Origin of the sequence: Citrobacter sp. CK202 (assembly GCF_030333225.1) — a bacterium.
GTDB lineage: Bacteria > Pseudomonadota > Gammaproteobacteria > Enterobacterales > Enterobacteriaceae > Citrobacter_B > Citrobacter_B koseri.
Genome location: NZ_JAOWGI010000023.1, coordinates 1 through 25,226, shown reverse-complemented (window position 1 = coordinate 25,226; position 25,226 = coordinate 1). Strand labels below are relative to the sequence as shown.

Sequence of the window (25,226 nt, the reverse complement as noted above, 5' to 3'; positions counted from 1 at the left end):
TTGCGGCGCCTTTTTTCAAACTATGTTACCTACACCATCTTTCCACGCGCTCCCTGTCCATGTGATCGCATACCCAAGCGTTGTATCCAGTATTTGCGCTCCGGCATCTGCGGGGTTTAGTGTAGGTCTAGTCAAGGTGGTATAGCTTGGTATCCTTAATGGTTTTAGTGCATGGATAACATTGTTGTATGACGTAATGTTCCCATAATATCCTGATACTACATGGATCTGAGAGAATCGATAACGCAATGTTGTGCCATTATCAGAACCAAGTGACAGAGCAGCATCCCTGAATGGGCGAAGATAACTATTGCTTCCCGACGAAAAAAGAATACCAAGTCGTAAAGCATTAGCTGTTCCAACACAAATATAATTTGCAGAAAACAGTCTGTCATATGTTGCAGGCATGCTTCCGTCAACATTAGGTATCGTAATATCCGCGCCGGCCCCTGTGCCAAGTCCGATATGGTTACCAACTATGATCAACCTACCTGTGAGGTTGGTCATATAAAATGTACCTGCTTCTCCATATACGCTAAGAAAGTTTACATTCGCAACTCTATTCACATACAGATTACCAACACGTATAGCTCCAAGAGCAAAAGAAATTTTGCTCCCGCGTCCATCCTGCCATTCTTTTGGAAAACCATTAACTGATGTTGTTCCACTACCGGAACCAGCGGTAGCGTAATCATTCATCCTGTTTTCAGGTGTTTCGTAAGAGTTTATGGCAGCGTCAAGGTAAACGCCCCGGATAACAAAGTTTGAGAAAAATAGATCCGATGTACCAGTACCACCCCATATCCAGTTTTCTGCATAACCATTACTGCCTCGAGGATATTTTGTCCCATCCCTGATATCTCGATCCGTTCCTTTCAACCTTAACCCATAAGAGCTGATCGCGCCCTCCATTTGAGAAGGTTGCGTTGGATCCATAGGCCACAGAAAGAAATTATCGAATGATAAATCGCACATGCTTTGACTGTTAATACGTCCTTCAATATTAAACGTATTACCAGAACCGTTATTCTCATTAGAACGAGAACAATCAAGAAGTATCGCATCTTTATCAAAATAGCCAATAACTGCCGTTCCTGATAGGTTTAATCCTGATACAGCAGGAACGAACACCCCGTATGAAAAACACCCAACCGCCCCCGGATCATCTGCGCCAGTTAGTGATGGTGCTTCATATGTGCCATCCGTTCTTTTACGCCATCCCAGAAGCAACACATTATTTATGGAGATGCCGTGATCGCAGCAACATAACCCCGCACTAATTCCCGGGTCGTCACTTCCCTCGATAACATCAGTCAAAATATGAGTTGCAGGCTCACCTTTTAAATTGAAGCGGGTAAAGCCGGGATCGCTCAAAAGGGTTTCAATGGTAGTAGCTTCGTGACGCATACTGTGAGAACGCACGGTAATCGGTTTTGCACCACTAATGGTGGTATTCCTCGGAATCATCCCCCACTCGATATCAAAATCACCAGCAGGGAAATGACAGTTTCTACCGGCATTCTCATCTAAAAACGCCTGGATTTCTTCTTTTGTTGCGCCGCTTCCACCCGTGAAATACACGTCATAAGAAAGTCTTTCAGCTACTGTAATGTCTCCATATCCCACCAGTTCAGCACCTGTAGAGTCAGATAAGCTGGATAGAGAAGCCTTTGAATCAAGCGCTCCTTGGACAGTGGTGTTATTCCCATTACCGTCTTTAGCACCCACCTCAGTCGCACCACTAGGCAAGCCTAACTGAGACAGAATATCGTCGTTTAATTGCACCCAGTTTGACAGGTCTGTGGCTGGTGATGCGGATAAACACAGCGAATAACCAAGATCAGTTCGTTTTGCTATATCACCTTCCTGCGCATCAAGTGCAAGCATGCTAGCCTGGCTATTGACGACAAAAATCTCAGATAGGGCTACAGCGGGGATCATGGAAACTGGTATCTTTCCTTCTGAGTCCAGAACTGCAATTTCTGATAGTGGTTTTACCGATGCATCACCGTCATCATCAAATACCGGGAATGATAATGCCCTACCTGATGACCCAGGTAGGGCAGTTAGCGCCTCTCCTGTAGGAACATGCAATGAGCTATTAAAGACGGCTTCTGCCGCACCCTCGGCTGTTGATGCGGACTGAGCGGCGGATATAGCATCATTGTTAGCGCTCGCTGCGGATTCACCTGCCGCAATAGCCGCAGAATTAGCTGAGGATGCAGAAACGCCAGCTTTATCAGCAAACTCTTTAGCCTGCTCTGCATAGTCCGGTGCTGACTCGAGTTTATCCGCATAGATTTTACTCTGGGCCGCTGCGACTTCAGCGATAGATGCGTATTTTTGCGCCTTTTTTGTTTCTGAAATACTCATTTTTATCCTCAGTATCCAATCGCGAAATAGCCCGCTGATTCGCCACTTACATATGCTGGGTTGGTACGGTTTACAGCAATAGCCTTAAACCCAGCCCTGGTTGTCTCTCCAATTGCCAGAGCCCAAACACAAACAGAATTGAATCCAGATGTGATTGCCGTTGTTTCCACCAAAAACACACCTAAACATGCTGTTTTAAATGGCGAATCAAACGTTCCTGTCGCGATTCCATCAGTTCCCGATACGGTGGTTGTTCCTGTTTTTATGACAGCGTTAGGAAAATTAAATGACCCTGATGAGGATGAAGGGTTGGAGCTAAAATAGGACATATCGGGTATCTGACCAGCTTCATTTCCAACGTTTCTATATGCAGATGAACCGAACTCCCTTGTTATGTTTGCGCCGTCGCAGTATATTTTCTCTACAGTTCCTGTTGGCACCGTAATACCCGACCCGGATTGAGTCCTGTAGGTTATGTTGTAATTCCCGGTGCAATTATTAACAATGGTCCATGATTTCATCCATGATGGAAATATCAGGCTTATATTTGCCGTAAGAGTCCCACTTAGGATGATCCTGTCCTTTGACGATTGAAGAAATGTCAGAGTAACGCTGGATGAAGATAATCCCGAGATTGAACTGACTCCGTAATTCATTATCGGAACCCAGCCAGTGGTTACCGATGGAACTGATTCTGGGGATACTGTGTTACCTTCAACCAAATTTAACCAGGATCCAGTCCCATTTGTTGCAGGTAAAATAGCTCCTTTCGGATACCCACCGATGGATGAGGAAAAGTCACCACTGAACTGATAACCCATTCCTGCATCAGTCCACTGCTCTTTTAGACTCAACGCATACAAAATCCCGTTAACGTCCCTTCCTGACGGAGGAATCCCACCCGCACTTAGCGGTTGCATCGTTATTTCTGGAAATCCCTTGTCGTATGTGGCTACTCCACCACTATCTGATGATGAGCTCGAATCTGTGGATATTTGATTTTTAAGTCCATTTACTCCAAAGGCCTTTAGGGTCCTTGCCGGAATGTCTGATGAGTTCATATCACACCTGCTGAACAATATTTACGGTAACCCCAACAGGGGCGGGAAGTGCACCAGAACTTTGCACTATCGCCAGTTCTGATATGGAAAGGGGGAACTCGAATACATAACTCATAACCATGTCGCCATCGTTTCTGACATAGCAGCGACCACTCTCACCAAACATGAACATCAGCAGCTTGTTGAGTTGTGGAATGGTGCAGTCAGAGGTGTTTGCCGCAGCCTTCATCATGATTAGCTTGCGATAAGCATCATTCGTGAGAGTTACTGTTGAGGTGAGAAGCTCGCCGGAATAAAAAGGTGCCTGGTTAAAAGGTTGTGGGTCATCAACCACCGGAGGCTCTGAAGACGCTTCATTGAATCCGAAATAAATCTGGTTTTCTGTCACCGTCAGCTGCCTGCTGACAACCACGATTTTTCCCCACACATCCAGACCATAGGTGTCTGCCGTCTCGATGTTCCATATCACGTCATAGAAATCATCGAGAAAGCCTTCGATACCTACGGCTTCATTGAACGAGTAAATCAGGGATTTGAGTTTCGGGCTGTCGGCATATTGCGTCAGGATGGTATCCGCGACGTTTATCATGCCAGTGTCACCGAGATATTTGATGCATCAAGTGTAGGCACTTCGTCTATGCCAAAGGATGCAGAGGTTTGATAGATCGTTCCGTCACGGCTGATGGTGATGCTGAAGATATCGACGTTATCACTATCGATATCCTGAACTCCGGCATAGTAACGACCGGCATAAATGGTTGATCCAATACGCGCTCTTGTTCCGCCATCCTCGCCATTGAAAGAGCTAAGGATGGCGGATCTAACTCCGTCAACGATGTCACCAGGAAGGGCGTTATTGTCAGCCAGTTCTACCTTGAAATAGACGCTTACCGCTGAGGGTGTTTGCCACTTGATTTCGTATTCAGGATACGGCTGAACGTAGTTGTCATCGTCAACCACCGTGTACGTGGTGTTGCCTACCATCGAAGGCCCGGGTGGTAGTTTCTGCCAGATTGCCTTTGCGATATCTTCCGATGTACCACCGTACACGCACACATAGAGTGAATGTGGCTCCAGCGAGACGTCAGTGAATCCCTTCGTAACAGTCAGTCCTGTGTTGTTCTGCGTTACGTATGCATCAGTAACGCCACTGACCGCCAGCACATTTGCGTATACTGCCCCGAGTTGGTTGTTGGAGTTACCCGCAACGGACTGCTTCCTGCGATATTCAAAGTTTGCCCGGCTTTCTACCTCGTTGCCCAGCACGCCAGCTGTGGCATTCGTGATTCCTGACCAACCCTGGATTGCGCGGTAAATAGTGTTAAGCTCCCCGATTGGGCAGGCTATTGCGCCAGTTGCCTGATTCTGAAACACGACATCGACAGAACCAGATGACGGAATGACGGCATCAGCCAGTGAGTAGTAAAGATAACCACTTTCATCCTGTGCAATGCTGTTTGCCGGGATAACCGTTCCGACAAGGCCGGTGCAGGTTGCCGTCACCGTTGTACCAATAGCCGCGATACGGTCAATGAAGTAAATCTGCCCGATCGCATCCTGCATACGCCCTTCTGCAAAGTCAGGGTTAATCTGGTTAACCAGCCATGCCAGATTGTCATTCTTGTCTCCGATGATTGCCGTATCGCTCATGGCAATCTGTCCCTGCGGAGTCGTCAGACTCTTACCCATCCCTCCGCCCATGGCGGTATCAAGGTCAGTTAATCGCCCGTTGAGAATGTCTATCTCATCAGGAACGGCAATGCCGGTAGCGGAAAACGTGACAGAGGGGACGGCTGTGCTAACTGTTATTTCAGCCATTTGTTACCTCAGAATTGGATTGTGGCCTGAACGTTGTTCGTGTCTGTTATGGTCATAACGCCTGATGCAAGGCGATCTGCTTTGCCAACGGTAGTGGTGCAGAACGCTGACTGGACGTAAGGGAGTTTTTTCGCCTCGGTTGCCATCTTGGTATTGATGAGCTGAGTGCCAGGCCAGTGACCGAGAATGCGCTCGTAATACGGAATACCCAGCGTGGTGTCATACCAGGGCTCACCAAGGAAGGTTGAGCAGGAACATGCTACGTCCTGAGCTACTGCATATGGATTGGCTGTGATTGCCATGCTTCCGGTGTCGTCTAGTGTGATGTCCCACTGGTCAGTCAAAAGTAGTGATTTGGTGAGCATGTAAACTCCGGGCAATAAAAAACCCGCCGAAGCGGGTTAAGGTGTTGGCGTTCCAGATGTTCCAGAGCCTGGCTCTACCCCTGAAGTTCTGTGTCCGATTAGGGAGATGCTTCCTGCCTGGAAATCAACATCAGAAGTAACTTTATTTTTAAAGTGCGCCGTCCCGCCATAGCTACCCTCGCCCTGACCAACCTGCCCATTAAGAAGAATCTCTGGTGCATTTATCTCAGCTCTGCTTTCTGCGTTTATGGAAATAATGTCTCCATTTACGTTAACAACCAGCGGCGAGACGATGTCGATTCCATCATTGGCGAACTTCACATACTGACTTGGATCTGCGTTCAGCACTCCGCCGAGATAGATGGCGTCTGAGTAACTGTGAGTGCGATTCGACCCGGGCAATGCAGATTGCTTTGTCTTCTTCACAGCTGTGATATCACGATCGCAAATGGCTATCAGACCGATATCACCCTCCACTGGAGGCATAATCACCGCGCTAGCACCACGCTGTAATCGCCATACCGGAACGCCGTGAATCACCGAGTTCGGAATGAGGTCTCCACCTCCAGTGAACCCCTCCACCATTGGCTTAACTGACACGACTTCTCCGGATTCATTAACCGAAGTTACGATCGCCAACGTGATGAATGATTTCCCCATCAGAAATTGATGCATCAGGAATTGCTGAGAGTTGGCATCGGTTGCCGTGTCCTGAGGCCGCGTAGTAAATAAATTCATTACTGCCTCACCGTTAGCTGTCCGATTGAAGCCCACACGATGGTTGCCCACGGAGCGCCTTCAGTCCATGTCGAAAGATGGTGAATTGCGGACTGCACCGTATAAACACCACTGCCGTTTGGTAGAGAGGTTTCTATCTGCACCTTGCGGCCTCGCAAAATCAGATCGCTGTACTGGCACTGGAAGTTAATCCCGTAATTACTGAATACCGGATATCCAATTAAACCGTGCTCTGGTGATATGAGAGGTATTGTGTCGTCGATGCTTCCACCCTGCGGCCAGATGTAAATAGCCCCAAGCCGGAAGTCAATCTCGATACCGGCCGCATGAGCGCACTGCTGAATCTGAGCTATCGGGTTGCCTTCGAAGTAAGGATTTTCAAGCTTCGCCAGAACGCCGTTGTTAACTACCGTATAGCCGATGCTTGCGGCTATAGTCGTGATGATTTCAGCAACACTTGCAATACCTTCCTTCGAGAAAGGCGGTGCAGTGATTGACTGATCGAACCCGGTAGAAAAGGCGCTGATTATCAGTGGCGCATCTGGCATCTGGTTGAGGTCGGCAAAGCAGTTAGTGATAGAGCCGAAGAATACCGGCCTGTCATCCGCCCATACCTTCATCATGTTCTGCTTGGCACCGTTTAACTGGATTCCCTTGTAGCTCAGGAGAGCCATATTTTCGATGCTCAGACCAAACACCCTTGCTTCCAGTGTCGTTCCCGATATCCCGCCGTAAGCACCTATCTCTATTTCTGCCTTGATATTGTCGATGGTCAGAATGTTGTTTCCTGACTCATCGAAAGCACCGTCTTTCAGCGTGAACTGAAATTTCAGCGTTCTCTTTTTGTAGGTCATGCTGCCATCTCATCTGCCGTGGCATAGAACAGCTTGAATCGCGTTCCAAGCTCGTCATAAACAGGGTCAAGACTTCCTTTGGTATCAGCGAAGAAAAGCTCCCCCTTAAAGCCTAGATAGGGGTAGCGGACTATCTTGTTGCAGTTATGGCAAAGAACGCCTTGAGCTATCCACAAATTATCTAAACCAACGTCGATAAACAGTCCTGTAGAGCGCTGTACGATGCGCAGGGTGACTGACTGACCATCAAGGTTAACGCTGACTTCCTGAGCCTTGAGTGGCTTGAGAGAAATGTTCTGCATCAGGATAACCCCGCTACCAGTTCATCCACCGTTGTCGCAAGGTTTTTGATAGCTGACGTTGCCGCACCATTGATGGCGCTTGTCGCACCTGAAGTTGCATTGCTAACGGCATTCGTTACGGACGTGACGACTGTTGTTGCAGCACTGGATACTGACTCTTTTAGGCCAGTTAGTGCGCCTTTGACATCTTCAAGCGTTGAGTTGGTGGCTGTTGAGTTTGCCTTCTCCGTAACGACGCTGGCTGCTTTGCTTGTGCCGTTTGATGTGGTGTTGCTGTTTGCAGTGGTGCTCGTCAGGGTAACTTCAGCCTCCTGCAAAACAGCCTGGAATATGGCTTCCACCGTCAGAAGGGTCACATCGCGATCTGATGTCCGGTAATTGTATCGAATCAGATCATAGTCTTCGTATGTCGTGTCCGGAGTTTCGATATCGTACACCTGCGCATCAGCAACCATCGCATCCAGCGCCGCCAGCATGTCTGAGCGACTCGTCAGCGTGAAGTTTGTCAGGTTGGGGATGCTACCGCTAAATCCCGTCCATCCTTCCAGCGTAAACAGCACCCGGATAATTGGTGGCCGCTTTACCTTGTTAAAGCTGCTGTAAGAGCCCTGCTCAATTGGAGCCGACACCACTGATGCATCAGCCCCATACTCAATTCCAAGGAATGAGGAAGGAGACAATGCCCTTAGGCCTGATTTCAGGTAAATCCCGTAACCAGGCGAAAGGGTACTGTTGATTATGGAAAAGATGTTGCCGCTGTTTATCGCGCTGAGTAGCGTTGTTTCGTTCAGTGAAAAGGCCATATTATCCCTGCCCTGACATCGCTGGATTCACCAGGCGGTTTCTCTGAAGGTTTCTCTGGATATCAGCACCCAGAGCATTGGCATTGCCTGCCGATGTCTGCATGTCGATTTTGCCGATATTGATATTGGTCTGGCTTCCGGCCGCCGCTGGCATGTTGCGTGATGCAGATGAGCCCGCTCCTAACTGAATGCCGCCCATGATGTCAGATGAGCTGATGTAGCCCTTACCGTTCTCATGGTCGACAATGCCCTTCATCAATCTGGCAATTGTCGCTGTGTCTCCTGAATCAAGAACCTCGTTAGCACCTTTTCCTGTCGCTTTGGTCAGCGCAGAAATATAGGCGTCGACGTTGTTATTGTCAGATGCAGGGGCGTAGGTTTTTACGATTGATGAAAGGGTGTTTATGCCACGCTTGAAGTACAACTGCAGTTGCTTGTATAGTGCTGCAACACCATGCTGCATTGACTCGAACACCGCGAATCGACCGCCTTCACCACCTTCAAGCGTCGCTCCAGCCTGCCCGGCATAGTTCAGGTTTCCGGGGTTGTTGTTGCGGATGCCACGAGGCGCTGATTTGTAGCCATCACCACGGGGAAGCTCAATGCCTGTTTTGTCGAATATCCAGTCGTGTAACTGCTTGCCCCACTCAGTAGTTGTGTCTGTTCCTGCGCTTCCATTCAGGAAATTGGTAACCGGGTTGTCTGTAAGCCATGAGTATTTCTTCTCAAGTTGCTCGGCGTATTTCTGGAGCTCTACCAGACCAGCAATCATGCTCACGCGACCAAGCGCAGTGAGAGCACCCCTGACGCCACCGATTGAACTGGTCATGCCTAACAGCCACTTCCCGCCTACAAACACCAGAAGCAGTTTTAGAGCGTTTTCAAGACCACCAACAGCATCAACTACCTTATTGATCTCATCCGCTGTGTCAGAGAAGAATTTGCTTATTTCTGGTCCGTGAGTACTAATCCATATCCCGAACTTCTCAATCAGGGGAATGAGTTTCTCGACATACGGAATCAGCGCTTCGTACAGCACCTGAGACGCTGCAGCAAAGTTCTGCTTCATCTGCTCCAGACGGCGGTTAAACTCCAGCGCCTTTCTGGTTGCTTCATCGGTAGCCCGGGATATCTTCGCAAACCGATCTGCATCCTGAACCAGCGAACCGTTAGCAAGCCCCTGCTGAGTAGCGTTATCGAACCCAAACATGCCACCAAATCTGCGCTGAGCATCTTTGCTCAACTTGCCCCAGTTACTGGCAATCTTGCGCATGATTTTTTCGGCATTGTCGTTCTGGTAATCGAAGTTAGCGCCTGTAGCACCGGCAAATGACGCGAGGGCACCAAAAAGCGGATCGTCCTGTCCTCCACCGGTACGAATGTTTGTCAGCGTCTTCTGGAAGTTACCCAGCGTGCCTGCCATACGTTCTGCAGTAGAGCCTGCTGCCGCCGCCGCCCTCTCCCATCCATCAAGAGACTTAGCCGAGATTTCCAGAGCACGTGATTCAATCCCCAACCGCATCAAATCCGATGTCATGTTGGTGATGAATGTCTTAATGCCCTGCGCCGATAAAGTGACACCTACCAGCGCAAGTAATTCTGTTCGGATTGAGCCAAAAAATGAGGCCGCCCTTTTACCTGCGGCCTCCATGTCTTTAGCTGTCTGGTCAGCATTCTTTCTGGTATCGTCCAGGCCTTTTTTTACTTCTGTCTGGCCTTTCTTGAATCCGGAAGAGTCAAGACCAAGAGTGACTACCAGTGAGTCAATAATCGTTGGCATCAGCCATTCTCCTGAGCCCTGTTGATGACCATTTGGTTGTAATTGTCGACTGTGATTATCTCAAGCCACCACCATAAATCCTCTACGCCAAGCGTTGTGCTTAGCTCTGTCAACGAGCATTTACCCGCCGACAGAACCGTCGCTATTGTTTTAGGTACGTTGGCATAGTCGGTCAGGCCAGCGATTTGCTGACCCATTACCGGAGGGATGTCTAACTGGCGGCGGCGGTCAAAAAATCGACGTGCAGCTTAAAGACTTCACCGCGAAGTTTCAGGCGAGTCATAACTTCTTCAGTGTCATCATCAATCAGGTTGCGCTTAACGCTCTGATTGGCTGGGTCTGGAACGGCCTGAACACACTTCATCAGCTCGTCCAGGAGAGGCCGTGCATCCTCTGGAGGGATTTTAGCCACCATTTCGAGGCCGACCTTCGCCATGCCTGCCATACCCATATCTGAAAAGTTATCCGGAAGATTAACGCCGTTTTTAGCCATTGCCAGCCCGGCACGAATTGCCCACCACTCAGCCTGAGTAGCTGACATTTCGCGAATGTAGAAAACCTTCCCATTGTCACGGCCTTTGTCTTCGACGGTGTAGAAAATCTCTTTGCGTGCCATGTTAGTCCTTATGGGTTATAAGCTTCGCCAACACAGTTCTCCCAGTTGATCTGGAAGGTCATCGCCTGCAGTACGCGCTGCGCATCAGGGATGGCTTTTGCGCGTTGCAGAATTCCGTTGGTCAGAGTGAACTTGCGACCAATCGCCGGGAGGATGATTGTTGCGTTGCAGCGGAATACTGCCTTTGAGGTCAGAGACGTCAGCTGCCAGGTCTCGAACAGCTCACGAGATGGACTGTCAGGCATGATTGTGATCGTCTGCAGATACTCACCGAAAACGAAACCGCCAGAGAGCTTGCCGTCAGCGCCACGGACGGAAACCGCCATTTCTGTATCACCCAGAGCAAACATCGCGTCCGCTGCGTATCCCTCCAGCGTTTGAGCGCTGGGGAAGAGGTTGGTAACAGTGAGGGCAAAGATTGAATCAGCGCTTGTAATAGTGTTGGACATTTATTGCACCTCAATGCTTGCAAGAGTGATTTTCTGTACGCAACCACCGTCGCAGTACCACAGGGTCATGCTCGGGCTTGTGCGCTCCTGACGCTGCGTAGGGGTTGCGTCTGCGATATACAGGTAGTAACCCTTGGCAATCAGAGATGGCGAGATGTCAGCGCCTACGGCATTCTGAATCTCGGAAATCTGAGAGCTGGACAGCGTTACTCCCGTACGGATGCCACCAAAGGTGATGCCCTGATTCAGAGTGTCGGAGAAGGACGCCTCGATGATCGCCTTGCCGCGTGCGTTGTACGGAATGCTGCGGTTGGACTGGAACAGCTCGATAGCATCCTGCATCAGATTGGCATTCAGCCAAATCTGGAAGCAGAAGGAGTCAAACCACTTGAAGTCACCTGTAATGGTGCCATCAGCCCAGTAACGGGTATCGTAGTTATTCGCCGTGTAAGCGCCGTAGAAGTTGTAGCCGTTAGCAATCAGCGCATCGTAATTTGCTGATGTGGTTACTTCCGGCAGCAGACCACCGAGTGAGCGGAACTTGAATGGCACGCGGCCTTCCTGACGGTCGAAGTCAAGAGATGCTGCATAACCAATAACGTTAGCTGCGTGAGTCTGGTCACCGAACACCGGTACGACGTTGGAATAGTCGAAAGTGCTGATGATTTTGTACGCCAGCGTGTCAGTTGAGCCGGATACCAGTGCTGATTCTTCCAGCGTGAATGGCACGTAGCCGAACCGGTAATTCTGTCCGTTAACCCAGGCAGAGAAGTCTAGCGCCTCTTGCTCAGTCGGCGTGAAGGATGTAGTGAAGATTGCCCAGTTCTGAGAGCTATCAAGCACTGACTGCATCGCCGTAGTGACTACTGCAGCATCTGCGCCCTGAGACAACTGAGCGCCGGTAGCTGCTGTCAGTTTCAGACCAGCGGAAAGAGTTCCTGCTGCGTAGGTGATAGTGCTCGCCGCGCCATCTGTCGCACTGGTGATGATGAAGCGCTTCTGAGTGGTGTCGTACTCCACCGTTACGCTGGAGCCGATACCTGTTTCGATAAGGTCAGCAGCCATGGCAAAGCTTGTTGCCGTACTCAGGTCGATACTGGCTGAGGTGTGCGCAGTGCCGTCAACGGTCAGTGTCAGTACACCACTCAGCAATTTAAGCTGGTCTAACGTTACGGCCGCCATAGAGCCTGAGCGCAACCATGCTGCCGCTGCTTCCGGGTTAAATCGCGCAAACAGCAACGCGCCCGGTGTCTTGGTGGAATTGTCGTAGCCATGAAAATACACTTCAGCCATGCTGAATTCAGCCGATGCACTACCGAAATAGGCCGCTACGTCTTCTTTGTTCGTGAATGTGATAACACTCCCCACCGGAGCATAAGCGCTGTCGGTAAGGATAAGGCCATTCAAGTCAAGCGCTGAACCGCCAGCAGGCAAAACGCCAGGGTTAATCTGGACGTCATTTCTTAATGGGATTGCCATTTATTAACTCTCCGGAGGGTATTTTAAATCTGCGGCAATAACGCCGACTGTAATGCTGTCCATGAAGTCCTGGCGCGTGGTAACAGACGGGTTGAATTGCCCGATGAATTCCATCGTCCAGCGGCCTTCGTATTGTTGCTCGCCGTTTATCATCGTTGTCTGATGAGGGTCTGAGCAGTAAAGAGGAGTGATGACATTGCCATTCTGCCTGAACCACTCACAGGCAAAGTCTGAGCGGATTAGCGTGCCGATGATTGCAGCGTTATCCGCTGCGCTCTCACCGTAACAGTCAATCTGACAAGGCCATTGAGTGCTGCGCTGGTTGAGTTGCTTACCTTCGCCATACACGCCGTTATCGTCGTATTTGATGCGGTTTGTAGACAGTCCTATCTGCTTCAATGGCGTCATGATGATGAAGTCATGAAGTGGCATTGGTGTGAGGTTCTGTTGACCTACCAGTACGTTGTCGATGGTGAGGCCGGTGATATCCATCAGAAACGCCTGCAGCGCGATGCGCAGGTCAAGCTCGGTGATGTCTACTGTGGCTGTCATGGCGACCTCTGCAGGTTAACAATCACTCGGCACCAGTCAGGCCATAACTCAGGAACCTTCACCACCAACCACTGCTGACCGTTAACGATAAGAATGTCGCCACCCTTTTGATCTGGTCGGTTAATGCCGTTGAAGTTGCCATTCAGATATGCACTTTTGAGGATGCCCTGAATGTTGATAGCATCAATCTGACGTAGGTCTGTGGACGATAGCTCCTGCATCTGCACTTCAACATCAACGTTGCTGTACGTCTGCTCTCGCTTTCCACCAGGTAACGTAGTGAAACCGGTATTAATCCGGAATACTCCATTTACGTTGGGGTTTATTGCTCTCGTGGCGCTATTGGCTATGCCTCTCAGGTTCATACGCCATCCTTAATGTCGTAATCGACGCTGTTTAGCATGTGTCCAGACCATATCAATGGTTTGTCTGAAGCACTTCCCCTTACACCATTAGCTACATCAGCCCTGGCTGCCTGCACATCACTGAATTTGATCTCGTGATGATTGTTTCCAAACCTCTCTCTTAGGAGAACGGTTACAGGACTAAGCGGGGGCTCTGTAAGCTCGCGAATTGAATCTTGCAACTGTGATTTCATATGCTCACCCATCAGAGAAAGAGACTTTCTTGCATCATAGTTAGAAGCAATCGCTATCTTGGCGAAGTCATCTCCCCATTGCGGTGAGCTTGCTGAAATCATATTTCTGAAATACGGCCTTGGTGGCTGTCCATTAGCTGGATTTCCCCACTCCGCAGCGGCAGCAGCCAATGCTACCTTTGTTCCATCTGGATAAGTTGCATTTTCCAGAAATCCCATGCGTAAGGTCATTGGCTCACCAAGCTTTTCCGCCAGTTCAGCAAGTTTCGCCTCTAAAGCTGCGCCACCACTAAACGTGGTCATGCTCACCTCCGGGTAACTGGCCTGCGGTAATAATGTCCTGGATAGAATGATGGTGATGCGCCAGGAACGTATTTAAACGTCCGGTAAGGAGCGGTAGCCTGCCAGTAAGCAGCGCCGTAAGGTGTCTGCAGATACCACCATGAAGATGGGCTTACAGGCACCTCACCGGTAGACACTGACACAGACCCTTCAGATGCACTCGCAACCCTGCCGACAAGTCCGGATGGCTTCTGACCACCCACACCTGAATTCAGGGCTGCAATGTGCGCCACGAGCATATTCAGATACACCGCACGCACATTCACATCGGTAACAGGACTGCAATCAGTGTTATCAAGGTAGACCGTTGCCTCAACGAAATACGCATTCAGCAGCGTGTCACTTACCGTGTTAAACTCGGGGTAACGCTCACGGAATGCGTTAATGTCGAAAACAACGATCGCCATGATTACTTACCGTCCGATTTTTCGATGCCAGGCATTGGCTTATCCTGAGGCAGTCCTTCAAGGCCAGATTTGACCTTGGCGTTTTCTGACGCTTTTGCCTGTGCGCTGTTGGCTTTTGCCTGAGCAAAGACCAGTTCATTCAAGACGTAAGGTTGCTCTTTATGAACTAAAAGCCACTTCTCGAATGCATCCTTGTCTACGCCATCGGTCAGACCATAACCGCCAATGACATTGGCAGAATTGGAGCCGTTCAGCGTTACCGTGTAGCCATCTTGCTCAACAATCAGGCCATTGGGAAGTTTGCAACCTACTACGATAGTCTCTGCCATGAATTAAACCCCGATCATGCTGGCGATACCCAGCGGTTGACGAATGATTGCACCCCATGTGCCGCCTGACTTCTTCTGCTTCCAGCTGGATTCTTCAACCACAACTGCGTGAGCACGCATCTTCTCGGTAAAGGCTGCATACGCCGTGTCCTGCTCTCCCAGGCGATCTGCAATCAGCTGAACGAGTTCCCCCGCATCAGTTGAGTATTCAACTGCAGTCTCAATTCGCAGATTAGGGAAGTTTTTCTTCAGCAGGTCAGAAACGTTGACGTTGTACATGTTGGTCTTGGTCAGGTTCACTTCCGCAGAAGGAGACATGGCAAGAGTCATGGAGTCAGTACGCTCAATCAGACCTTTGGTTTGAGAAACCAACTGGCCGTACAGCTTGACGATGTCGTCATAAACCGCCTGACCATCTTTAGTTGACCAGGTTACAGCGCCGCCAGTGCCGGTAGCATTTGGCGTGATTGATGCCGTCAAAGAAGGGTCATTCAGCAGACCATAGTTCATCAGACCGTCGATACCGAAGAAGTAGGACTTGTTCTGGAACTTATTCAGTACCAAAGCAGATGCTACGTTCAGTTCTGCCGCATAGCCGATACGTGCCGCGCCGTACATATCCAGTTCACGCTCACCCCAACGGGTGTGGGTCTGATAATGGTAAGACTGGCGAGGAACCCAGTTAACGTTAGCCGCGGTCATGCCGTTGTTGTTGAAGTCGCCATATGAGCTGGTCTCACCGGTACTTTCAACGATAGGGAACTGAGCAGTTAGGGTGGTCCAGTCGCCTTTCTTCACTTCGCCGATGATTTCTGCCGCTTTCATTGGGGTAACCAGAACTCGAATCAGCTCAGGGTCAACGTAATTGGTGAAGTACGCCGGGATACCTGCGTTGTTCGCAGTAACCATGGTCGGCTGAGCATCCATAGCCAACTGGAAGTTTTCTGCAAAGTCAGGCTTCAGGTAGTCTTTTGCGCCAGGCAGAATGATGCCGTATTTTCCGCTAGCAGCGGAATAGTGTTTCTGAAATTCGTTCATTACTTGCTCCAGGTGCTGATTTTGACCAGTTCGCCCACATCGCAAGCGCTACCAGCATAGAAAGGTGTTTCGACTGCGCCGGAAATAGTCGCTCCTGCTGCGCCAGTTTTAATGGTGCCGTCAGCAAGCACAGCGAAGATTTTCTGTCCGCGAGTTGCCGCAGTAGCGGTGCGCGCCCAGAAGTCGCCAGCGGTCATCAGGGTTACTTCACGTCCTGGCTGGATAAGCATTGATGACTCACCAAGCCACACGGTGATTGAAGCCTGACCATCTCGATGAACGAATCCGGATGGAGCGCCAGTGCCAGCATTTGAAGCCACACCGTCAACATCCCATGCAAATCGACCAACGGTCAGGCCATCTTCACCAGAAACTAATGCCGCCTCTCCGGCGAGGTAGGTTGCATGAGGGTTGGTGCTCGCGAAACCGCCTTCCACACCCGGAGCTGGATATTGATTAATTACACTCTGAAAACCTGCCATATTAGAAACCTCGTTTCAGTTTGCCAGCGGTCGGGAAAGCCTTCTCGAAGTCGCCGATAGATGCGGAATCCTGCGCAATGACAGGTCGTTTGTTGTTCTGCTGCTCGATAGCCATTTTGACCATCTTAGGGAAGGCCGAAGGATGAACTCCTTCGATATCCACCCCAGCCTGCTCAAGAGCAGTACGGTAGACATCATCAGCAGAGTCCATTGCAACGACATCGCCAATCAGTGGGCGCACAGCCTGCTCAGCTTCACGCACAGCACGGAAATCTTTGGCGGCTTGTTTGCGTGCGCTGTCAGCAGCTAAGCGAATCGCACTGTCCATTGCCGTTTTGGAGACTTTGTCGTCTTTTTTATCGTCTTCATCGTCTTCGTCTTCGGCTGGCTTTTTCTTTTTGTCATCGCTGTCTTCGTCATCTTCGTCGTCAGCGGTTTTCTTCTTCTCATCGTCCTTGTCGTCATCCTCGTCTTCAGCCGGTTTCTTTTCTTTCTCGTCTTCTTTTTCGGCCTCATCCAGCGCCAGAAGCGCCTTACGTACTTCAGCCTCCAAATCAGCATCAGCTGCCAGTAACGGCTTCAGCGTTGCGCGAATAATCGCGGCTTTACGTTTGCTCATGAGCATTAACTCCGGGGGTAATGAATCTGCGACCAATACGTCGCTTCCTGCGCGGCCTCTTTCAACCAGCGCTACGTGGTTCCCGATAATTTCCCGCATGATGCCGTCATACGGCTCTCCATTCGGTGTTACTCCGGGGGTCATGTCAGCGACGTATTGGTACGACGAAGACAATTCTTCCTGCTCTTCCGTCTCAATACCGGCTATTGCGGAGTCATCCCAAACTGATAAACCGTTTGTCAGATACGTTCCGTCAAAATCTGCATTTGAATGCGTTACGCCAACGCGATACTCGCGCGGTGGGTCGCCGGGGAAGTCAGGTGTATGGATTGATAAAAGTGGAATGTTGTTGAATGTCGCAGCGGCTTTCTTCAGTTCATCGGGGTGTCGCCATAACCGGTAAATCTTATCTGGCTCTAACCCGAGTTTTTCAGCGTCTGGAATCTCTCTCCCGAAGTAGGGACAGACATTCGCCTTGCTGATATTGCTTAACTTAACCTGAAGTCTGCCGTTGCCATCAAACGAGCGCACTGATGCGCGGTCAAATGCCAACCGTTCTACAGTCATGCTTAGTTCCGTTTAATTAGCGATTCTTGGGAGGGGGAAGTATCTTTCCTGATGTGCCAGCAGGTTTTTCTGGTTGGTATCCACACCCATTAATCTTTGTCATTGCTGGCATTCGACATAGGCAGCCGCGACCAATTAACCAGATGATTGGAATCCAGCCTATAGAGAGAATTCCGCCAACTATCGAAAAGCAAAGCCAGTAGTAATATGTCATTTACCCTCCAGTCCCGGAATGACCGGACTCCAGGTGCAACGGCAGTTTATTTCTTCTCCAGGCATCACCCATTTGCCATCCAGATACATTCCTTTGCTTAGCTCAAACACCTTTCCATCAGCTTTAACATGTGATGGCCTTGGCTCTTTGCCAGCATGTGAGTGCTTCCAGACGCCCTGAGTGATACCAAGGGATTGCTGCCTTGCTGCCTGCATTACTGAAGTTGCCTTGTTGTTCTGATCACGTGCGATTAATGCTGCACGCCTGCGCGTAATGCCATAGCGCTTCTGAAGCTCGCCAGTCAGGTAAGAAAGGTCACGACCTCGCGCAACAGAGCGCATAACCAGACCCTCAACCTCTGTGAAATACTTCTCAGGAATTGAGCGTATCAGCCCAACGTTCTCTGCAATGGTCGCCTGAAGCGCGTTGTTCATCGGTGCAGTCATCATGAACTCAACCGTGAAGCCTGCCGTTTCTAGTGCGTTATGCAAGGATACGTCCGTATTCTTCATCGCATCACCGGCAAACCTTTCTGCAAGCTTCTGAGATACGTTGTCGAATGCCTTCGTCCATCGCTTAGCGAGCTTCTTCATTGCATCACGCATAAACACCGCAGGAGATGAGTCCATTGCCACTGCTGCGCCGCTCGCTTTGTAGTTAGCGGTCAGCCAATACACAACGGACTTCTGCATCTCTCTGATGTGGTTGTCTAGCTGCCTGCGATACCACGCCTCAACACCGGCATTAGGATGAATTGCTCTCAGCGTTTGCCGCGTCGATTTCTTCTTCCCTCTGGTCATCGTCTTCGTAGTCGTCTTCGATTTCGATGTCATCGCTTAAGTCCAGTGAGTGGTATGGGCTATCAGGGTCATTTGCGATCTTCTGCCGAATCTCGTTACCCGTCAGCGCTCCAGTTGCTACGTTTACCGCGTCGGTATCAGCGTCAATCTTGCGGATTTCTGCTTTCTCTTTCTCGGTCATCTCGTAGAGAGGCTCAAACTCGAAGTAGATATCCGGGTCGATGTCGCCAAACTCCGATAACTGGATGATGTCCAGAACGCGCTTCAGGTTGTCTTTGAAGATGGATTGCTGCAAGGCATGGATGTAGTCGTAGAAGACTCGAATCTCACCATCAGATGAAGCGTTAAGGCCGGCAGGTGAAATGCCTAACAGCTTGACCAGAGGAATGCTGGACACTGCCGCCATTTGCTCCTGTGCCTGAGCCTGCAATGCATCGAGACCGCCAAGAGGGGCGCTAATGAACTCCGCCTTTTCCTCTTGTGCTGGTGAGTTATCTACAGCAAAAGCACCGCGATTGTCCCGGCACTGATTGAACATCTGAAGGCGATTGATAAGCGACTCTGCGCCACCACCCTGCAACACTGTTTCCATGTTGGTTGAGAGCACAGGTATTGTGAACGAGTGAATCAGGTCGCTAACGCTGTCTCGCGTTCTCAGCCAGTTATTGACGTATGGCTCTGCTATCTGCGTCAGGCTAAGCCCACGGAAGTTATACGCAGACTTAAGCAGGTCAGGCACTTCACGCGATACAAAGTCCAGCATGCGGCTGGCATTGACCGTCTTGGCCATCACAAACCATTCTGTAGGCTTGTAGAAGTCAGGGCTCATCGGGTTATCTGTGTTATACACGCCCGGGTAAGTCCATACTGGCTCAATGACGGTAAGTCCTTTCAGGCTGCCTTTCTTAATCTTTTTGTCTGACAGGAAAAGCTTTGAGCCCAACTCTACCGGGTCAGTCCACGCAGACACACCCCTAGCCGACTGAACATCGATATAAATCTGTCCGCCACCAAAGTAGCCGTCATGCTCTGCTGCTTCGCGGAATCTGTCCTTAACCTTGAACTTTTCCATTGCAGCGTAGAGTTGCTGAACGCGATCTGCTTTATCGTCATCACCGACAGTCTTGAGCTTGATCCACTTGCGGGTCATCTCTTCAGCGATGGTTCCGACCATCTTGCGATACTCAGGCTTTTGAGCGAGCGTAGCCAGGTATGGATAGCCCGGGAAGCTGTCAGGGTATCCATAGGTGTATCCCATATAAGCTTCATTCAGCGCTCCATATGGAGTTGAGTCCATCGCCAGAATGCCTTTCTCTATGCTCTCAGGGATAACGCCTTTTGGTGGCTTGTACTGCACTATCTCGCGAGGTGGTTTAGCCTGAATCTCTGCTACCGCCTCTGGCCTGATTTTCATATCAGGCTTTTGTTCTTTCACCGGCTCAGGCGCGGCGACTTGTTTCTTTTTAAACGGCCACACTTAAATTCTCCTGAGTTGGCTCGGGTCGATAACCATCGGCTGGCGACCAGAAATAAGATTGTCGTCAATAGCGTCCATCCAGGTATCGAGGATGTCGTCATTGTCGTGACTGTCGTCAGCAGAGAACGCGGCGCATTCAGTCATTGCGGTTATTACCCATGAGGTAGTCCCGGCTACCGTTCCGTCCTCGTAATAGACGTGCGTCAATGCCGCCCCTTCATTGGTGTGTGTTGCGGGTACGTAAACCTTTCCGGTTTTAATCTGAGGGATGACGTTGAGGCACCGAACCAGCTTGTTTTGTCCTGCACCTCGAGGGATTTCTTTAACCGGAATGCTGTTGCGCTTCTTAAGCGTGGTGATCAGCCCCTGTCCGGCCTGTTTCTCTTCGATAGCCATGTGCCGCATTGGCATGATTCGCATCGACCCTTGCATGCGCCATTTCTCCCAGACCTCTTCGGCTTTCTTCAGCAGGTCTTCCGGGTCCCAGCGACCGCGAACTACATCGATGATGTAGAGGTTGCCATCCACCCCCATGCCAACAAGCGTGAACACCGTGTAATCCAGCCAGTCCTCAACCTTGCCACTGTTTGTATCAACGTATACGGCGCGATGAGTGAGCTTAGGAAGCGTGGTGTAGGTCTGGAACCAGTCTGTATCGATGATTCCACCAGTAAGCGCCATTGGGTTCTGCTGGTACTGAGAGAGGAATGTGTAACGATCTTTCTCCCAAAGCTGCAGGAGGTCGTTCACGTCTTCCATCTGCGGCCAATATGACCAGTATCTAGTGCCGGATACTTCCACAGAGTCGGTATCTTTTACCGTCTCCCAGCACAGAGAGCGCCATGGCTCAGCAAGGGACTGGATGTATTTCTCGTCAATCAGCGCAGGTATGGCTACATGGTGGAACTTAACGCCCATACCGCCAGATAACATGAAGCCGGTTGCGTCGTCGGTGTGAAGGCGCTGCTGAATGCTCACAAACGGAGTCGGGTGCTCTTTTGATTTATCACCACGACGAGAGCGAATGGTGTTTACCAAGAGCGTGTTTGCGCTGTTCCTGCGCGACTCACTGAGCATATCGACTGGTTTGTTGTAGTCATCCAGCATAACCATGCCAGAGAACTCAGGTCCGAAGTACCCACCACGACCACCGGTGATTTGCCCGTTACTGGAGCGAGATACTGTCTGACCGATTGAGCGACCGCGTTCGTCTTTTATCTCCCACTCTTCCGCCTGGTTAACACCGAACGAGCAAGGCCAGAACTCCTGGTACTCTTTGCTGGCAATGATGTCTCTGGTGCGACGTGAGTTACGCTTAACCAGAGTGTCAGCAAACGAGATGTTCAGGTTACGAAATCGCTTGAGCTTCCCTTCCTGCACCAGTGCGTTGACGTATGCTGGAAAGTGAATGGAGAAGAATTCAGTCTTCGTCCCACCAGGGGGGATGTTGATAATCAGGTTTCCTGGTTCTAATCGCCCCGCGATCAGGTCATCAATCTTTGATGCCATTAACCGGTGATGCCAGTTAACCAGAAGGCGATCACCCTGAATCAGTTCGAACCACAGGCGAGTGAAGTTGAGAAACGATTTGGTGGACTTTGAACGAATCACTACACGATCAGGGAATGACAAATCATCCCATTCGAGGATTTCGTTCATATCAGTCTAGGCCTTTTAATTTCCCCTCAAGCTGAGCCTGTGCTGCTTTGTAATCAGCAGGGGTGTAGTTAACAACTTCAATCGGCTTGCCATCCTTCCCGACATGTTCAGCCTTAACGTTGGTCTTGAATGCCTGCACAGTTATGTGCTCACCAACAAGCTTCAGTGCAGCAGCAGCACCCTTTGCGTCAAAACCGTAAATCGTTCTTCCCTGCTCATCTTTGATTTCCTCTCCACGCCTATCAGTAAGAGGTTCAACCTCCTGCATGCAGCGCTCGTGAAGTTTTACTGCCTGCCGCAGAACGTAATCAGCATCAACTTGAACTCGCTCCAGACGATCCTGATTCAATTCTGCGATGCGATGCAAAATGTAATCATTTGCCATCATCCTTGCGCCTTGGTTGCGGGATGACTTCTCGCTGTAACCCGCCCTGATGGCCGCCTGAGTGGCGTTGAGGTCTTTAATGAACTCACGGGCAAACAGCTCTTGTTTGTCGGTGAGCTTTGCCATGTTATTTCTCGATATTTGCTAATACATATACAGCCAAATCACCTTTCGCATTCAGCTTCGACATCTCGACTATGTCCAGCGCTGCCATGCCAGTTGTCGGGCTTACTGATACCCATGCGCCATCCATGACGCTTAACACTCTTCCCTCTGACTTCATCTTTTCTGCGAATTGAGATATTCGCTTTTCAATGTCGGCCATAGTTATTTCTCTGTGCTGAATTTAAATCCCCATCGAGCAATGAAGCCTGACAGAGATTTGAAGTGTTTCTCTTTAACGATGCGTGCATAGACAAATGCTTTAAGCACGAACAGTAATGGGCTTACCCACCACCGCTTTTGTGCGACCAGCTTCAGGGTGATCATCACATCATCCCAGCAGTGCGAGCTTTAGCCAGCAGAGCGTTAAAGTCAGCCAGTAAGCCAGCAACATCGGTTGCAGTGGAGTCCTCCTGTGCTTCCATCTTCTTAACACCACCTAACTCAGCAGTGGTTGCAGCGGGCAGCGTGTAAGCTTCTCCATCTACATCCTCCATGGTTGCCACTTCAACCGGATAACCACCTGTGGAGATACATTTAGTGCTCATAATAGAATTTCCTGCTGAATAGTGAAGATCCTGCCCGTAGGCGCACACATAAAAATCTCTGCAATATTGAACATTCTCGAAAGAATGCTCTGTATTGCACTCTCAATTCTTCTACCACTGCTTGAGAAGGCAGCTATGAACGCCACAGGCATCCCGCAATGCTGTGGCGCGGTATCATCTTTTTCGAATAACCTGCACGCTTTTGCAGAAGGAGGGACTACAGTCATGGCTAATGCAGATAAGCAGCGAAGATGTAGCGCATGGGGTGAATTCTTGTCGCAGCGGTCGCCACCATCTCACGATGTTGCTACGCCACTTCTCGTCTGTTCCGAGCTGCCAAGATGTGATCACCATCCTTGCGGGGTTGCACAGATCATTATCGAAGCCCCTCAGTGAAGAGCTTCTGTAATGCCATCACTCGGTGAAAATCAGTTTTGGTTGTGTCAGCGATAGGATCTGATCGAATTCCAGCGCAAGCAGTTTCTTTTCGCGCTTGCGTGCATTCATCATCTTGCTACCAATGCGAGCCTTCACTTCTGACTTGGCGACCTTTAACGCATGGCGGTGCTGAGCCTGCTCACCCATCTCATGCCAGCGAGTCAACTGATCCGCCATCCAGTTAAACGCCTGAATGTATCGCACTTTGATTAGCGTGGCCGCCGCGCCGGTGAAGCCCATCACCACCAACATGTAACCATCTTTTGTCAGTTTGAACATTGGCTGTGCTTCACCATTTTTATCAATGAAATCAGCCTCCTCAAAATTGAGGGCGGCAAATTCTGGAGGACATTCTGACTTCACCTGCCTAATTTTTCTCAACACGTTATCATGTCGTTTTCCGAAGTAATCAGCGATCTTCTGACTGGTCGTGAACGCCTTCCCTTGGATAGCCATCACCATCTTAGAGAAGTCGAACTCCTGGACTAACACTGCTTCTTTCATAGCGTTTTACCTGCTCTTTGAGATGAACCGTTGCCGCATAGGAAGTCAGCCCACCGAGGCTCGCCAGCACTAACTGACATCCTCAACGGCTCATTCCAAAGGGTCTGGTTCGGTGGTTGTTGTGCGCATGCGGTGCGCGGTGAAATTCGGGTATAAAAAAGCCCCGCTATTGCGAGGCTGTTATTTGAGGCACTGCTCTTTGATATAGTCCTGCATGCCGCGAATCATTTTGTCAGCGGTTGCGATTCCGTCCCGGTGATCGAAATAATTCCGTCGAGCGTCTGGAGTAAGTTCGGGGGCTCTTGCATCATCCACGCCGGTGGCGGAGGTGGTTTTGGACACTCCTGGGCAGGTTGCGGAGATGCGCAGCCGCTTAGCGCCAGAATCGACATCCCGACGCAAATCGCCAATGGTTTTTTTCGCATCGGCTAATTCCTTCGTGTATTTGGCATCCAGCGCAGCGACATCACGCTGGCGGGTCTGCATGTCTTTGATGGTGGCGTTAGCCAGGCTGAGATTCTTGGTGGCTTTGTCGCGCTGGTCCTTGTAGGTGATGGCGTTGTCGCGGTAGTGGTTAACAGCCCAGCCAAGAGATACGATGATGCAGACGACAAAAGCGATGATGATTGCGGTTAACCTGCTCATTTCTGGCTCCAGGTACAAACCTCATACTCAACATCTCGACGATTCATCAGGCCTTTCCACTTCTTACCACCGGCATACACCCAACGCTTTAATTCTTCGCATGCCGCTGCGTATTCTTTGGCATTGAGTTTTTTCAGCAGTGTTGAGTTGATGGCCGCAGAAGCGCCAACGTTGTACGCGAAAGAGTAAATCGCTGCTCGTTGAGTTTCAGTAGTCGGCACTTTGATATGTGGATCAACCTGCGCGGCAATTCGCGTTAAATCTTTCCGGGTTAGAGCATCGCATTCCTTATCGGTATACCGCTTTCCGGGGATTATGTCGGATCCGGTGCTACCATCGCAGACAGTCAGCACTCCGACAACATCTCGGTAGGCCACATATTCTCGACCTTCAAGACCATCCTTACCTGACAGCATGACTGTTGCGATCGCAATCGCACCGCCACCGATGGAGGCAGCAATTTTATTTCGCAGGGTGCTGTTCATCAGATTTCCTTCGGTGCTTTCTGTCCGAGATCGGCGAGAACTTTGGCTGTAGCAGATGGGTTGCTTGAATCAGTCTTGTTCAGAATGTCCTGCAGTATCTTCGTGCGCTTCATTTGCTCACGCTTATTGAGCCTGTATGTCAGGACGCCGAGGATGATGCTGAAAGCGACGCCAATGATGAAGCCCCAGTCCTGCAATGACAGGCTGGCAAAGAAAGCCGCAAGACCAGCGCTGCCGTATGTCGCGTTGCTGTATCTTTCGTCCATCTTCATAGTCTCTCTCCTCGCGGTAAATGCGGGAGCTGTGTGTTGTAGGGTCAGGCCCTCGGGCTGGATTT

General features: G+C 50.1%; 31 protein-coding genes. All 31 read right to left on the bottom strand.

Going from position 1 to position 25,226, the window contains the following annotated elements:
* Window positions 1-15: 15 nt before the first annotated feature.
* The gene (locus OGX84_RS08050) at window positions 16-2,373 is read right to left on the bottom strand and encodes a hypothetical protein (protein ID WP_286457747.1); all 2,358 of its coding nucleotides are present in this window, start codon (window positions 2,371-2,373) and stop codon (window positions 16-18) included.
* Between the two features lie 8 nt (window positions 2,374-2,381).
* Window positions 2,382-3,434 (bottom strand): hypothetical protein, encoded by a 1,053-nt coding sequence (locus OGX84_RS08045; protein WP_286457746.1) that lies wholly within the window; start codon window positions 3,432-3,434, stop codon window positions 2,382-2,384.
* A gap of 1 nt (window position 3,435) precedes the next feature.
* Window positions 3,436-4,023: a DUF2612 domain-containing protein gene (locus OGX84_RS08040; protein ID WP_286457745.1), complete on the bottom strand. Its 588-nt coding sequence runs from the start codon at window positions 4,021-4,023 to the stop codon at window positions 3,436-3,438.
* Window positions 4,020-5,252 carry a baseplate J/gp47 family protein gene (locus tag OGX84_RS08035; protein WP_286457744.1) on the bottom strand — a complete coding sequence of 411 codons (1,233 nt, stop codon included), beginning with the start codon at window positions 5,250-5,252 and terminating at the stop codon, window positions 4,020-4,022. The genes OGX84_RS08040 and OGX84_RS08035 overlap by 4 nt, the downstream gene beginning before the upstream one ends.
* A gap of 8 nt (window positions 5,253-5,260) precedes the next feature.
* Entirely contained in the window at window positions 5,261-5,617 is a 357-nt protein-coding gene (locus OGX84_RS08030) for a hypothetical protein (protein WP_286457742.1), read from the bottom strand.
* A gap of 36 nt (window positions 5,618-5,653) precedes the next feature.
* On the bottom strand, window positions 5,654-6,355 hold the full coding sequence (locus tag OGX84_RS08025) for a Gp138 family membrane-puncturing spike protein (protein ID WP_286457740.1): 702 nt from the start codon (window positions 6,353-6,355) through the stop codon (window positions 5,654-5,656).
* Window positions 6,355-7,209 (bottom strand): hypothetical protein, encoded by an 855-nt coding sequence (locus OGX84_RS08020; protein WP_115181348.1) that lies wholly within the window; start codon window positions 7,207-7,209, stop codon window positions 6,355-6,357. The genes OGX84_RS08025 and OGX84_RS08020 overlap by 1 nt, the downstream gene beginning before the upstream one ends.
* The gene (locus OGX84_RS08015; RefSeq protein WP_062676956.1) at window positions 7,206-7,511 is read right to left on the bottom strand and encodes a phage baseplate plug family protein; all 306 of its coding nucleotides are present in this window, start codon (window positions 7,509-7,511) and stop codon (window positions 7,206-7,208) included. Before OGX84_RS08015 ends, OGX84_RS08020 begins: the two co-directional genes overlap by 4 nt.
* Window positions 7,511-8,314: a hypothetical protein gene (locus OGX84_RS08010; protein ID WP_286457738.1), complete on the bottom strand. Its 804-nt coding sequence runs from the start codon at window positions 8,312-8,314 to the stop codon at window positions 7,511-7,513. Before OGX84_RS08010 ends, OGX84_RS08015 begins: the two co-directional genes overlap by 1 nt.
* Window position 8,315: 1 nt before the next feature.
* Window positions 8,316-10,094: a hypothetical protein gene (locus OGX84_RS08005; protein ID WP_286457736.1), complete on the bottom strand. Its 1,779-nt coding sequence runs from the start codon at window positions 10,092-10,094 to the stop codon at window positions 8,316-8,318.
* A gap of 211 nt (window positions 10,095-10,305) precedes the next feature.
* The gene (locus OGX84_RS07995; RefSeq protein WP_047749418.1) at window positions 10,306-10,710 is read right to left on the bottom strand and encodes a hypothetical protein; all 405 of its coding nucleotides are present in this window, start codon (window positions 10,708-10,710) and stop codon (window positions 10,306-10,308) included.
* Between the two features lie 8 nt (window positions 10,711-10,718).
* On the bottom strand, window positions 10,719-11,159 hold the full coding sequence (locus tag OGX84_RS07990; protein ID WP_233596649.1) for a phage tail fiber protein: 441 nt from the start codon (window positions 11,157-11,159) through the stop codon (window positions 10,719-10,721).
* On the bottom strand, window positions 11,160-12,638 hold the full coding sequence (locus OGX84_RS07985) for a DUF3383 domain-containing protein (RefSeq protein WP_286457728.1): 1,479 nt from the start codon (window positions 12,636-12,638) through the stop codon (window positions 11,160-11,162).
* A 3-nt stretch (window positions 12,639-12,641) separates the two neighbouring features.
* Window positions 12,642-13,190 carry a phage neck terminator protein gene (locus OGX84_RS07980; RefSeq protein ID WP_286457727.1) on the bottom strand — a complete coding sequence of 183 codons (549 nt, stop codon included), beginning with the start codon at window positions 13,188-13,190 and terminating at the stop codon, window positions 12,642-12,644.
* On the bottom strand, window positions 13,187-13,555 hold the full coding sequence (locus OGX84_RS07975; protein WP_286457725.1) for a hypothetical protein: 369 nt from the start codon (window positions 13,553-13,555) through the stop codon (window positions 13,187-13,189). The genes OGX84_RS07980 and OGX84_RS07975 overlap by 4 nt, the downstream gene beginning before the upstream one ends.
* Entirely contained in the window at window positions 13,552-14,091 is a 540-nt protein-coding gene (locus OGX84_RS07970) for a hypothetical protein (RefSeq protein WP_286457723.1), read from the bottom strand. Before OGX84_RS07970 ends, OGX84_RS07975 begins: the two co-directional genes overlap by 4 nt.
* 2 nt (window positions 14,092-14,093) lie before the next feature.
* Entirely contained in the window at window positions 14,094-14,537 is a 444-nt protein-coding gene (locus OGX84_RS07965) for a DUF4054 domain-containing protein (protein WP_286457718.1), read from the bottom strand.
* 2 nt (window positions 14,538-14,539) lie between these two features.
* The gene (locus OGX84_RS07960; protein ID WP_286457717.1) at window positions 14,540-14,866 is read right to left on the bottom strand and encodes a hypothetical protein; all 327 of its coding nucleotides are present in this window, start codon (window positions 14,864-14,866) and stop codon (window positions 14,540-14,542) included.
* 3 nt (window positions 14,867-14,869) lie between these two features.
* Complete coding sequence (locus tag OGX84_RS07955; RefSeq protein WP_286457715.1) at window positions 14,870-15,904, bottom strand: major capsid family protein; 1,035 nt, start codon at window positions 15,902-15,904, stop codon at window positions 14,870-14,872.
* The gene (locus tag OGX84_RS07950; protein WP_286457713.1) at window positions 15,904-16,386 is read right to left on the bottom strand and encodes a structural cement protein Gp24; all 483 of its coding nucleotides are present in this window, start codon (window positions 16,384-16,386) and stop codon (window positions 15,904-15,906) included. Before OGX84_RS07950 ends, OGX84_RS07955 begins: the two co-directional genes overlap by 1 nt.
* Window position 16,387: 1 nt before the next feature.
* Window positions 16,388-17,572, bottom strand: a complete 1,185-nt coding sequence (locus OGX84_RS07945) for a DUF2213 domain-containing protein (RefSeq protein WP_286457711.1) — start codon at window positions 17,570-17,572, stop codon at window positions 16,388-16,390.
* A gap of 210 nt (window positions 17,573-17,782) precedes the next feature.
* On the bottom strand, window positions 17,783-18,478 hold the full coding sequence (locus OGX84_RS07940; protein WP_286457774.1) for a phage head morphogenesis protein: 696 nt from the start codon (window positions 18,476-18,478) through the stop codon (window positions 17,783-17,785).
* 52 nt (window positions 18,479-18,530) lie between these two features.
* Entirely contained in the window at window positions 18,531-20,063 is a 1,533-nt protein-coding gene (locus OGX84_RS07935; RefSeq protein ID WP_286457710.1) for a DUF1073 domain-containing protein, read from the bottom strand.
* Window positions 20,064-21,722: a phage terminase large subunit gene (gene terL, locus OGX84_RS07930; RefSeq protein ID WP_286457709.1), complete on the bottom strand. Its 1,659-nt coding sequence runs from the start codon at window positions 21,720-21,722 to the stop codon at window positions 20,064-20,066.
* Between the two features lies 1 nt (window position 21,723).
* On the bottom strand, window positions 21,724-22,233 hold the full coding sequence (locus OGX84_RS07925; RefSeq protein ID WP_286457708.1) for a terminase small subunit: 510 nt from the start codon (window positions 22,231-22,233) through the stop codon (window positions 21,724-21,726).
* 1 nt (window position 22,234) lies between these two features.
* Window positions 22,235-22,432, bottom strand: a complete 198-nt coding sequence (locus OGX84_RS07920; protein ID WP_286457706.1) for a hypothetical protein — start codon at window positions 22,430-22,432, stop codon at window positions 22,235-22,237.
* 163 nt (window positions 22,433-22,595) lie between these two features.
* Window positions 22,596-22,817 (bottom strand): head fiber protein, encoded by a 222-nt coding sequence (locus tag OGX84_RS07915; protein ID WP_286449466.1) that lies wholly within the window; start codon window positions 22,815-22,817, stop codon window positions 22,596-22,598.
* Window positions 22,818-23,231: 414 nt separating this feature from the next.
* Window positions 23,232-23,759, bottom strand: coding sequence for a Rha family transcriptional regulator (locus tag OGX84_RS07910; protein WP_248623175.1), 528 nt, complete (start codon window positions 23,757-23,759; stop codon window positions 23,232-23,234).
* Between the two features lie 180 nt (window positions 23,760-23,939).
* A complete protein-coding gene (locus OGX84_RS07905) occupies window positions 23,940-24,404 on the bottom strand; it encodes a lysis protein (protein WP_286457703.1) in 465 nt (154 codons plus the stop codon).
* Window positions 24,401-24,889 (bottom strand): lysozyme, encoded by a 489-nt coding sequence (locus OGX84_RS07900; RefSeq protein ID WP_286457701.1) that lies wholly within the window; start codon window positions 24,887-24,889, stop codon window positions 24,401-24,403. Before OGX84_RS07900 ends, OGX84_RS07905 begins: the two co-directional genes overlap by 4 nt.
* Window positions 24,889-25,161: a phage holin family protein gene (locus OGX84_RS07895; RefSeq protein WP_048224292.1), complete on the bottom strand. Its 273-nt coding sequence runs from the start codon at window positions 25,159-25,161 to the stop codon at window positions 24,889-24,891. Before OGX84_RS07895 ends, OGX84_RS07900 begins: the two co-directional genes overlap by 1 nt.
* Between the last annotated feature and the right edge of the window lie 65 nt (window positions 25,162-25,226).

Bases quoted from the DNA above. Each gene is read 5' to 3' on its own strand.
- OGX84_RS08050 (WP_286457747.1), bottom strand. From the start codon at position 2,373: ATGAGTATTTCAGAAACAAAAAAGGCGCAAAAATACGCATCTATCGCT.
- OGX84_RS08045 (WP_286457746.1), bottom strand. From the start codon at position 3,434: ATGAACTCATCAGACATTCCGGCAAGGACCCTAAAGGCCTTTGGAGTA.
- OGX84_RS08040 (WP_286457745.1), bottom strand. From the start codon at position 4,023: ATGATAAACGTCGCGGATACCATCCTGACGCAATATGCCGACAGCCCG.
- OGX84_RS08035 (WP_286457744.1), bottom strand. From the start codon at position 5,252: ATGGCTGAAATAACAGTTAGCACAGCCGTCCCCTCTGTCACGTTTTCC.
- OGX84_RS08030 (WP_286457742.1), bottom strand. From the start codon at position 5,617: ATGCTCACCAAATCACTACTTTTGACTGACCAGTGGGACATCACACTA.
- OGX84_RS08025 (WP_286457740.1), bottom strand. From the start codon at position 6,355: ATGAATTTATTTACTACGCGGCCTCAGGACACGGCAACCGATGCCAAC.
- OGX84_RS08020 (WP_115181348.1), bottom strand. From the start codon at position 7,209: ATGACCTACAAAAAGAGAACGCTGAAATTTCAGTTCACGCTGAAAGAC.
- OGX84_RS08015 (WP_062676956.1), bottom strand. From the start codon at position 7,511: ATGCAGAACATTTCTCTCAAGCCACTCAAGGCTCAGGAAGTCAGCGTT.
- OGX84_RS08010 (WP_286457738.1), bottom strand. From the start codon at position 8,314: ATGGCCTTTTCACTGAACGAAACAACGCTACTCAGCGCGATAAACAGC.
- OGX84_RS08005 (WP_286457736.1), bottom strand. From the start codon at position 10,094: ATGCCAACGATTATTGACTCACTGGTAGTCACTCTTGGTCTTGACTCT.
- OGX84_RS07995 (WP_047749418.1), bottom strand. From the start codon at position 10,710: ATGGCACGCAAAGAGATTTTCTACACCGTCGAAGACAAAGGCCGTGAC.
- OGX84_RS07990 (WP_233596649.1), bottom strand. From the start codon at position 11,159: ATGTCCAACACTATTACAAGCGCTGATTCAATCTTTGCCCTCACTGTT.
- OGX84_RS07985 (WP_286457728.1), bottom strand. From the start codon at position 12,638: ATGGCAATCCCATTAAGAAATGACGTCCAGATTAACCCTGGCGTTTTG.
- OGX84_RS07980 (WP_286457727.1), bottom strand. From the start codon at position 13,190: ATGACAGCCACAGTAGACATCACCGAGCTTGACCTGCGCATCGCGCTG.
- OGX84_RS07975 (WP_286457725.1), bottom strand. From the start codon at position 13,555: ATGAACCTGAGAGGCATAGCCAATAGCGCCACGAGAGCAATAAACCCC.
- OGX84_RS07970 (WP_286457723.1), bottom strand. From the start codon at position 14,091: ATGACCACGTTTAGTGGTGGCGCAGCTTTAGAGGCGAAACTTGCTGAA.
- OGX84_RS07965 (WP_286457718.1), bottom strand. From the start codon at position 14,537: ATGGCGATCGTTGTTTTCGACATTAACGCATTCCGTGAGCGTTACCCC.
- OGX84_RS07960 (WP_286457717.1), bottom strand. From the start codon at position 14,866: ATGGCAGAGACTATCGTAGTAGGTTGCAAACTTCCCAATGGCCTGATT.
- OGX84_RS07955 (WP_286457715.1), bottom strand. From the start codon at position 15,904: ATGAACGAATTTCAGAAACACTATTCCGCTGCTAGCGGAAAATACGGC.
- OGX84_RS07950 (WP_286457713.1), bottom strand. From the start codon at position 16,386: ATGGCAGGTTTTCAGAGTGTAATTAATCAATATCCAGCTCCGGGTGTG.
- OGX84_RS07945 (WP_286457711.1), bottom strand. From the start codon at position 17,572: ATGACTGTAGAACGGTTGGCATTTGACCGCGCATCAGTGCGCTCGTTT.
- OGX84_RS07940 (WP_286457774.1), bottom strand. From the start codon at position 18,478: ATGCAGAAGTCCGTTGTGTATTGGCTGACCGCTAACTACAAAGCGAGC.
- terL (WP_286457709.1), bottom strand. From the start codon at position 21,722: ATGAACGAAATCCTCGAATGGGATGATTTGTCATTCCCTGATCGTGTA.
- OGX84_RS07925 (WP_286457708.1), bottom strand. From the start codon at position 22,233: ATGGCAAAGCTCACCGACAAACAAGAGCTGTTTGCCCGTGAGTTCATT.
- OGX84_RS07920 (WP_286457706.1), bottom strand. From the start codon at position 22,432: ATGGCCGACATTGAAAAGCGAATATCTCAATTCGCAGAAAAGATGAAG.
- OGX84_RS07915 (WP_286449466.1), bottom strand. From the start codon at position 22,817: ATGAGCACTAAATGTATCTCCACAGGTGGTTATCCGGTTGAAGTGGCA.
- OGX84_RS07910 (WP_248623175.1), bottom strand. From the start codon at position 23,759: ATGAAAGAAGCAGTGTTAGTCCAGGAGTTCGACTTCTCTAAGATGGTG.
- OGX84_RS07905 (WP_286457703.1), bottom strand. From the start codon at position 24,404: ATGAGCAGGTTAACCGCAATCATCATCGCTTTTGTCGTCTGCATCATC.
- OGX84_RS07900 (WP_286457701.1), bottom strand. From the start codon at position 24,889: ATGAACAGCACCCTGCGAAATAAAATTGCTGCCTCCATCGGTGGCGGT.
- OGX84_RS07895 (WP_048224292.1), bottom strand. From the start codon at position 25,161: ATGAAGATGGACGAAAGATACAGCAACGCGACATACGGCAGCGCTGGT.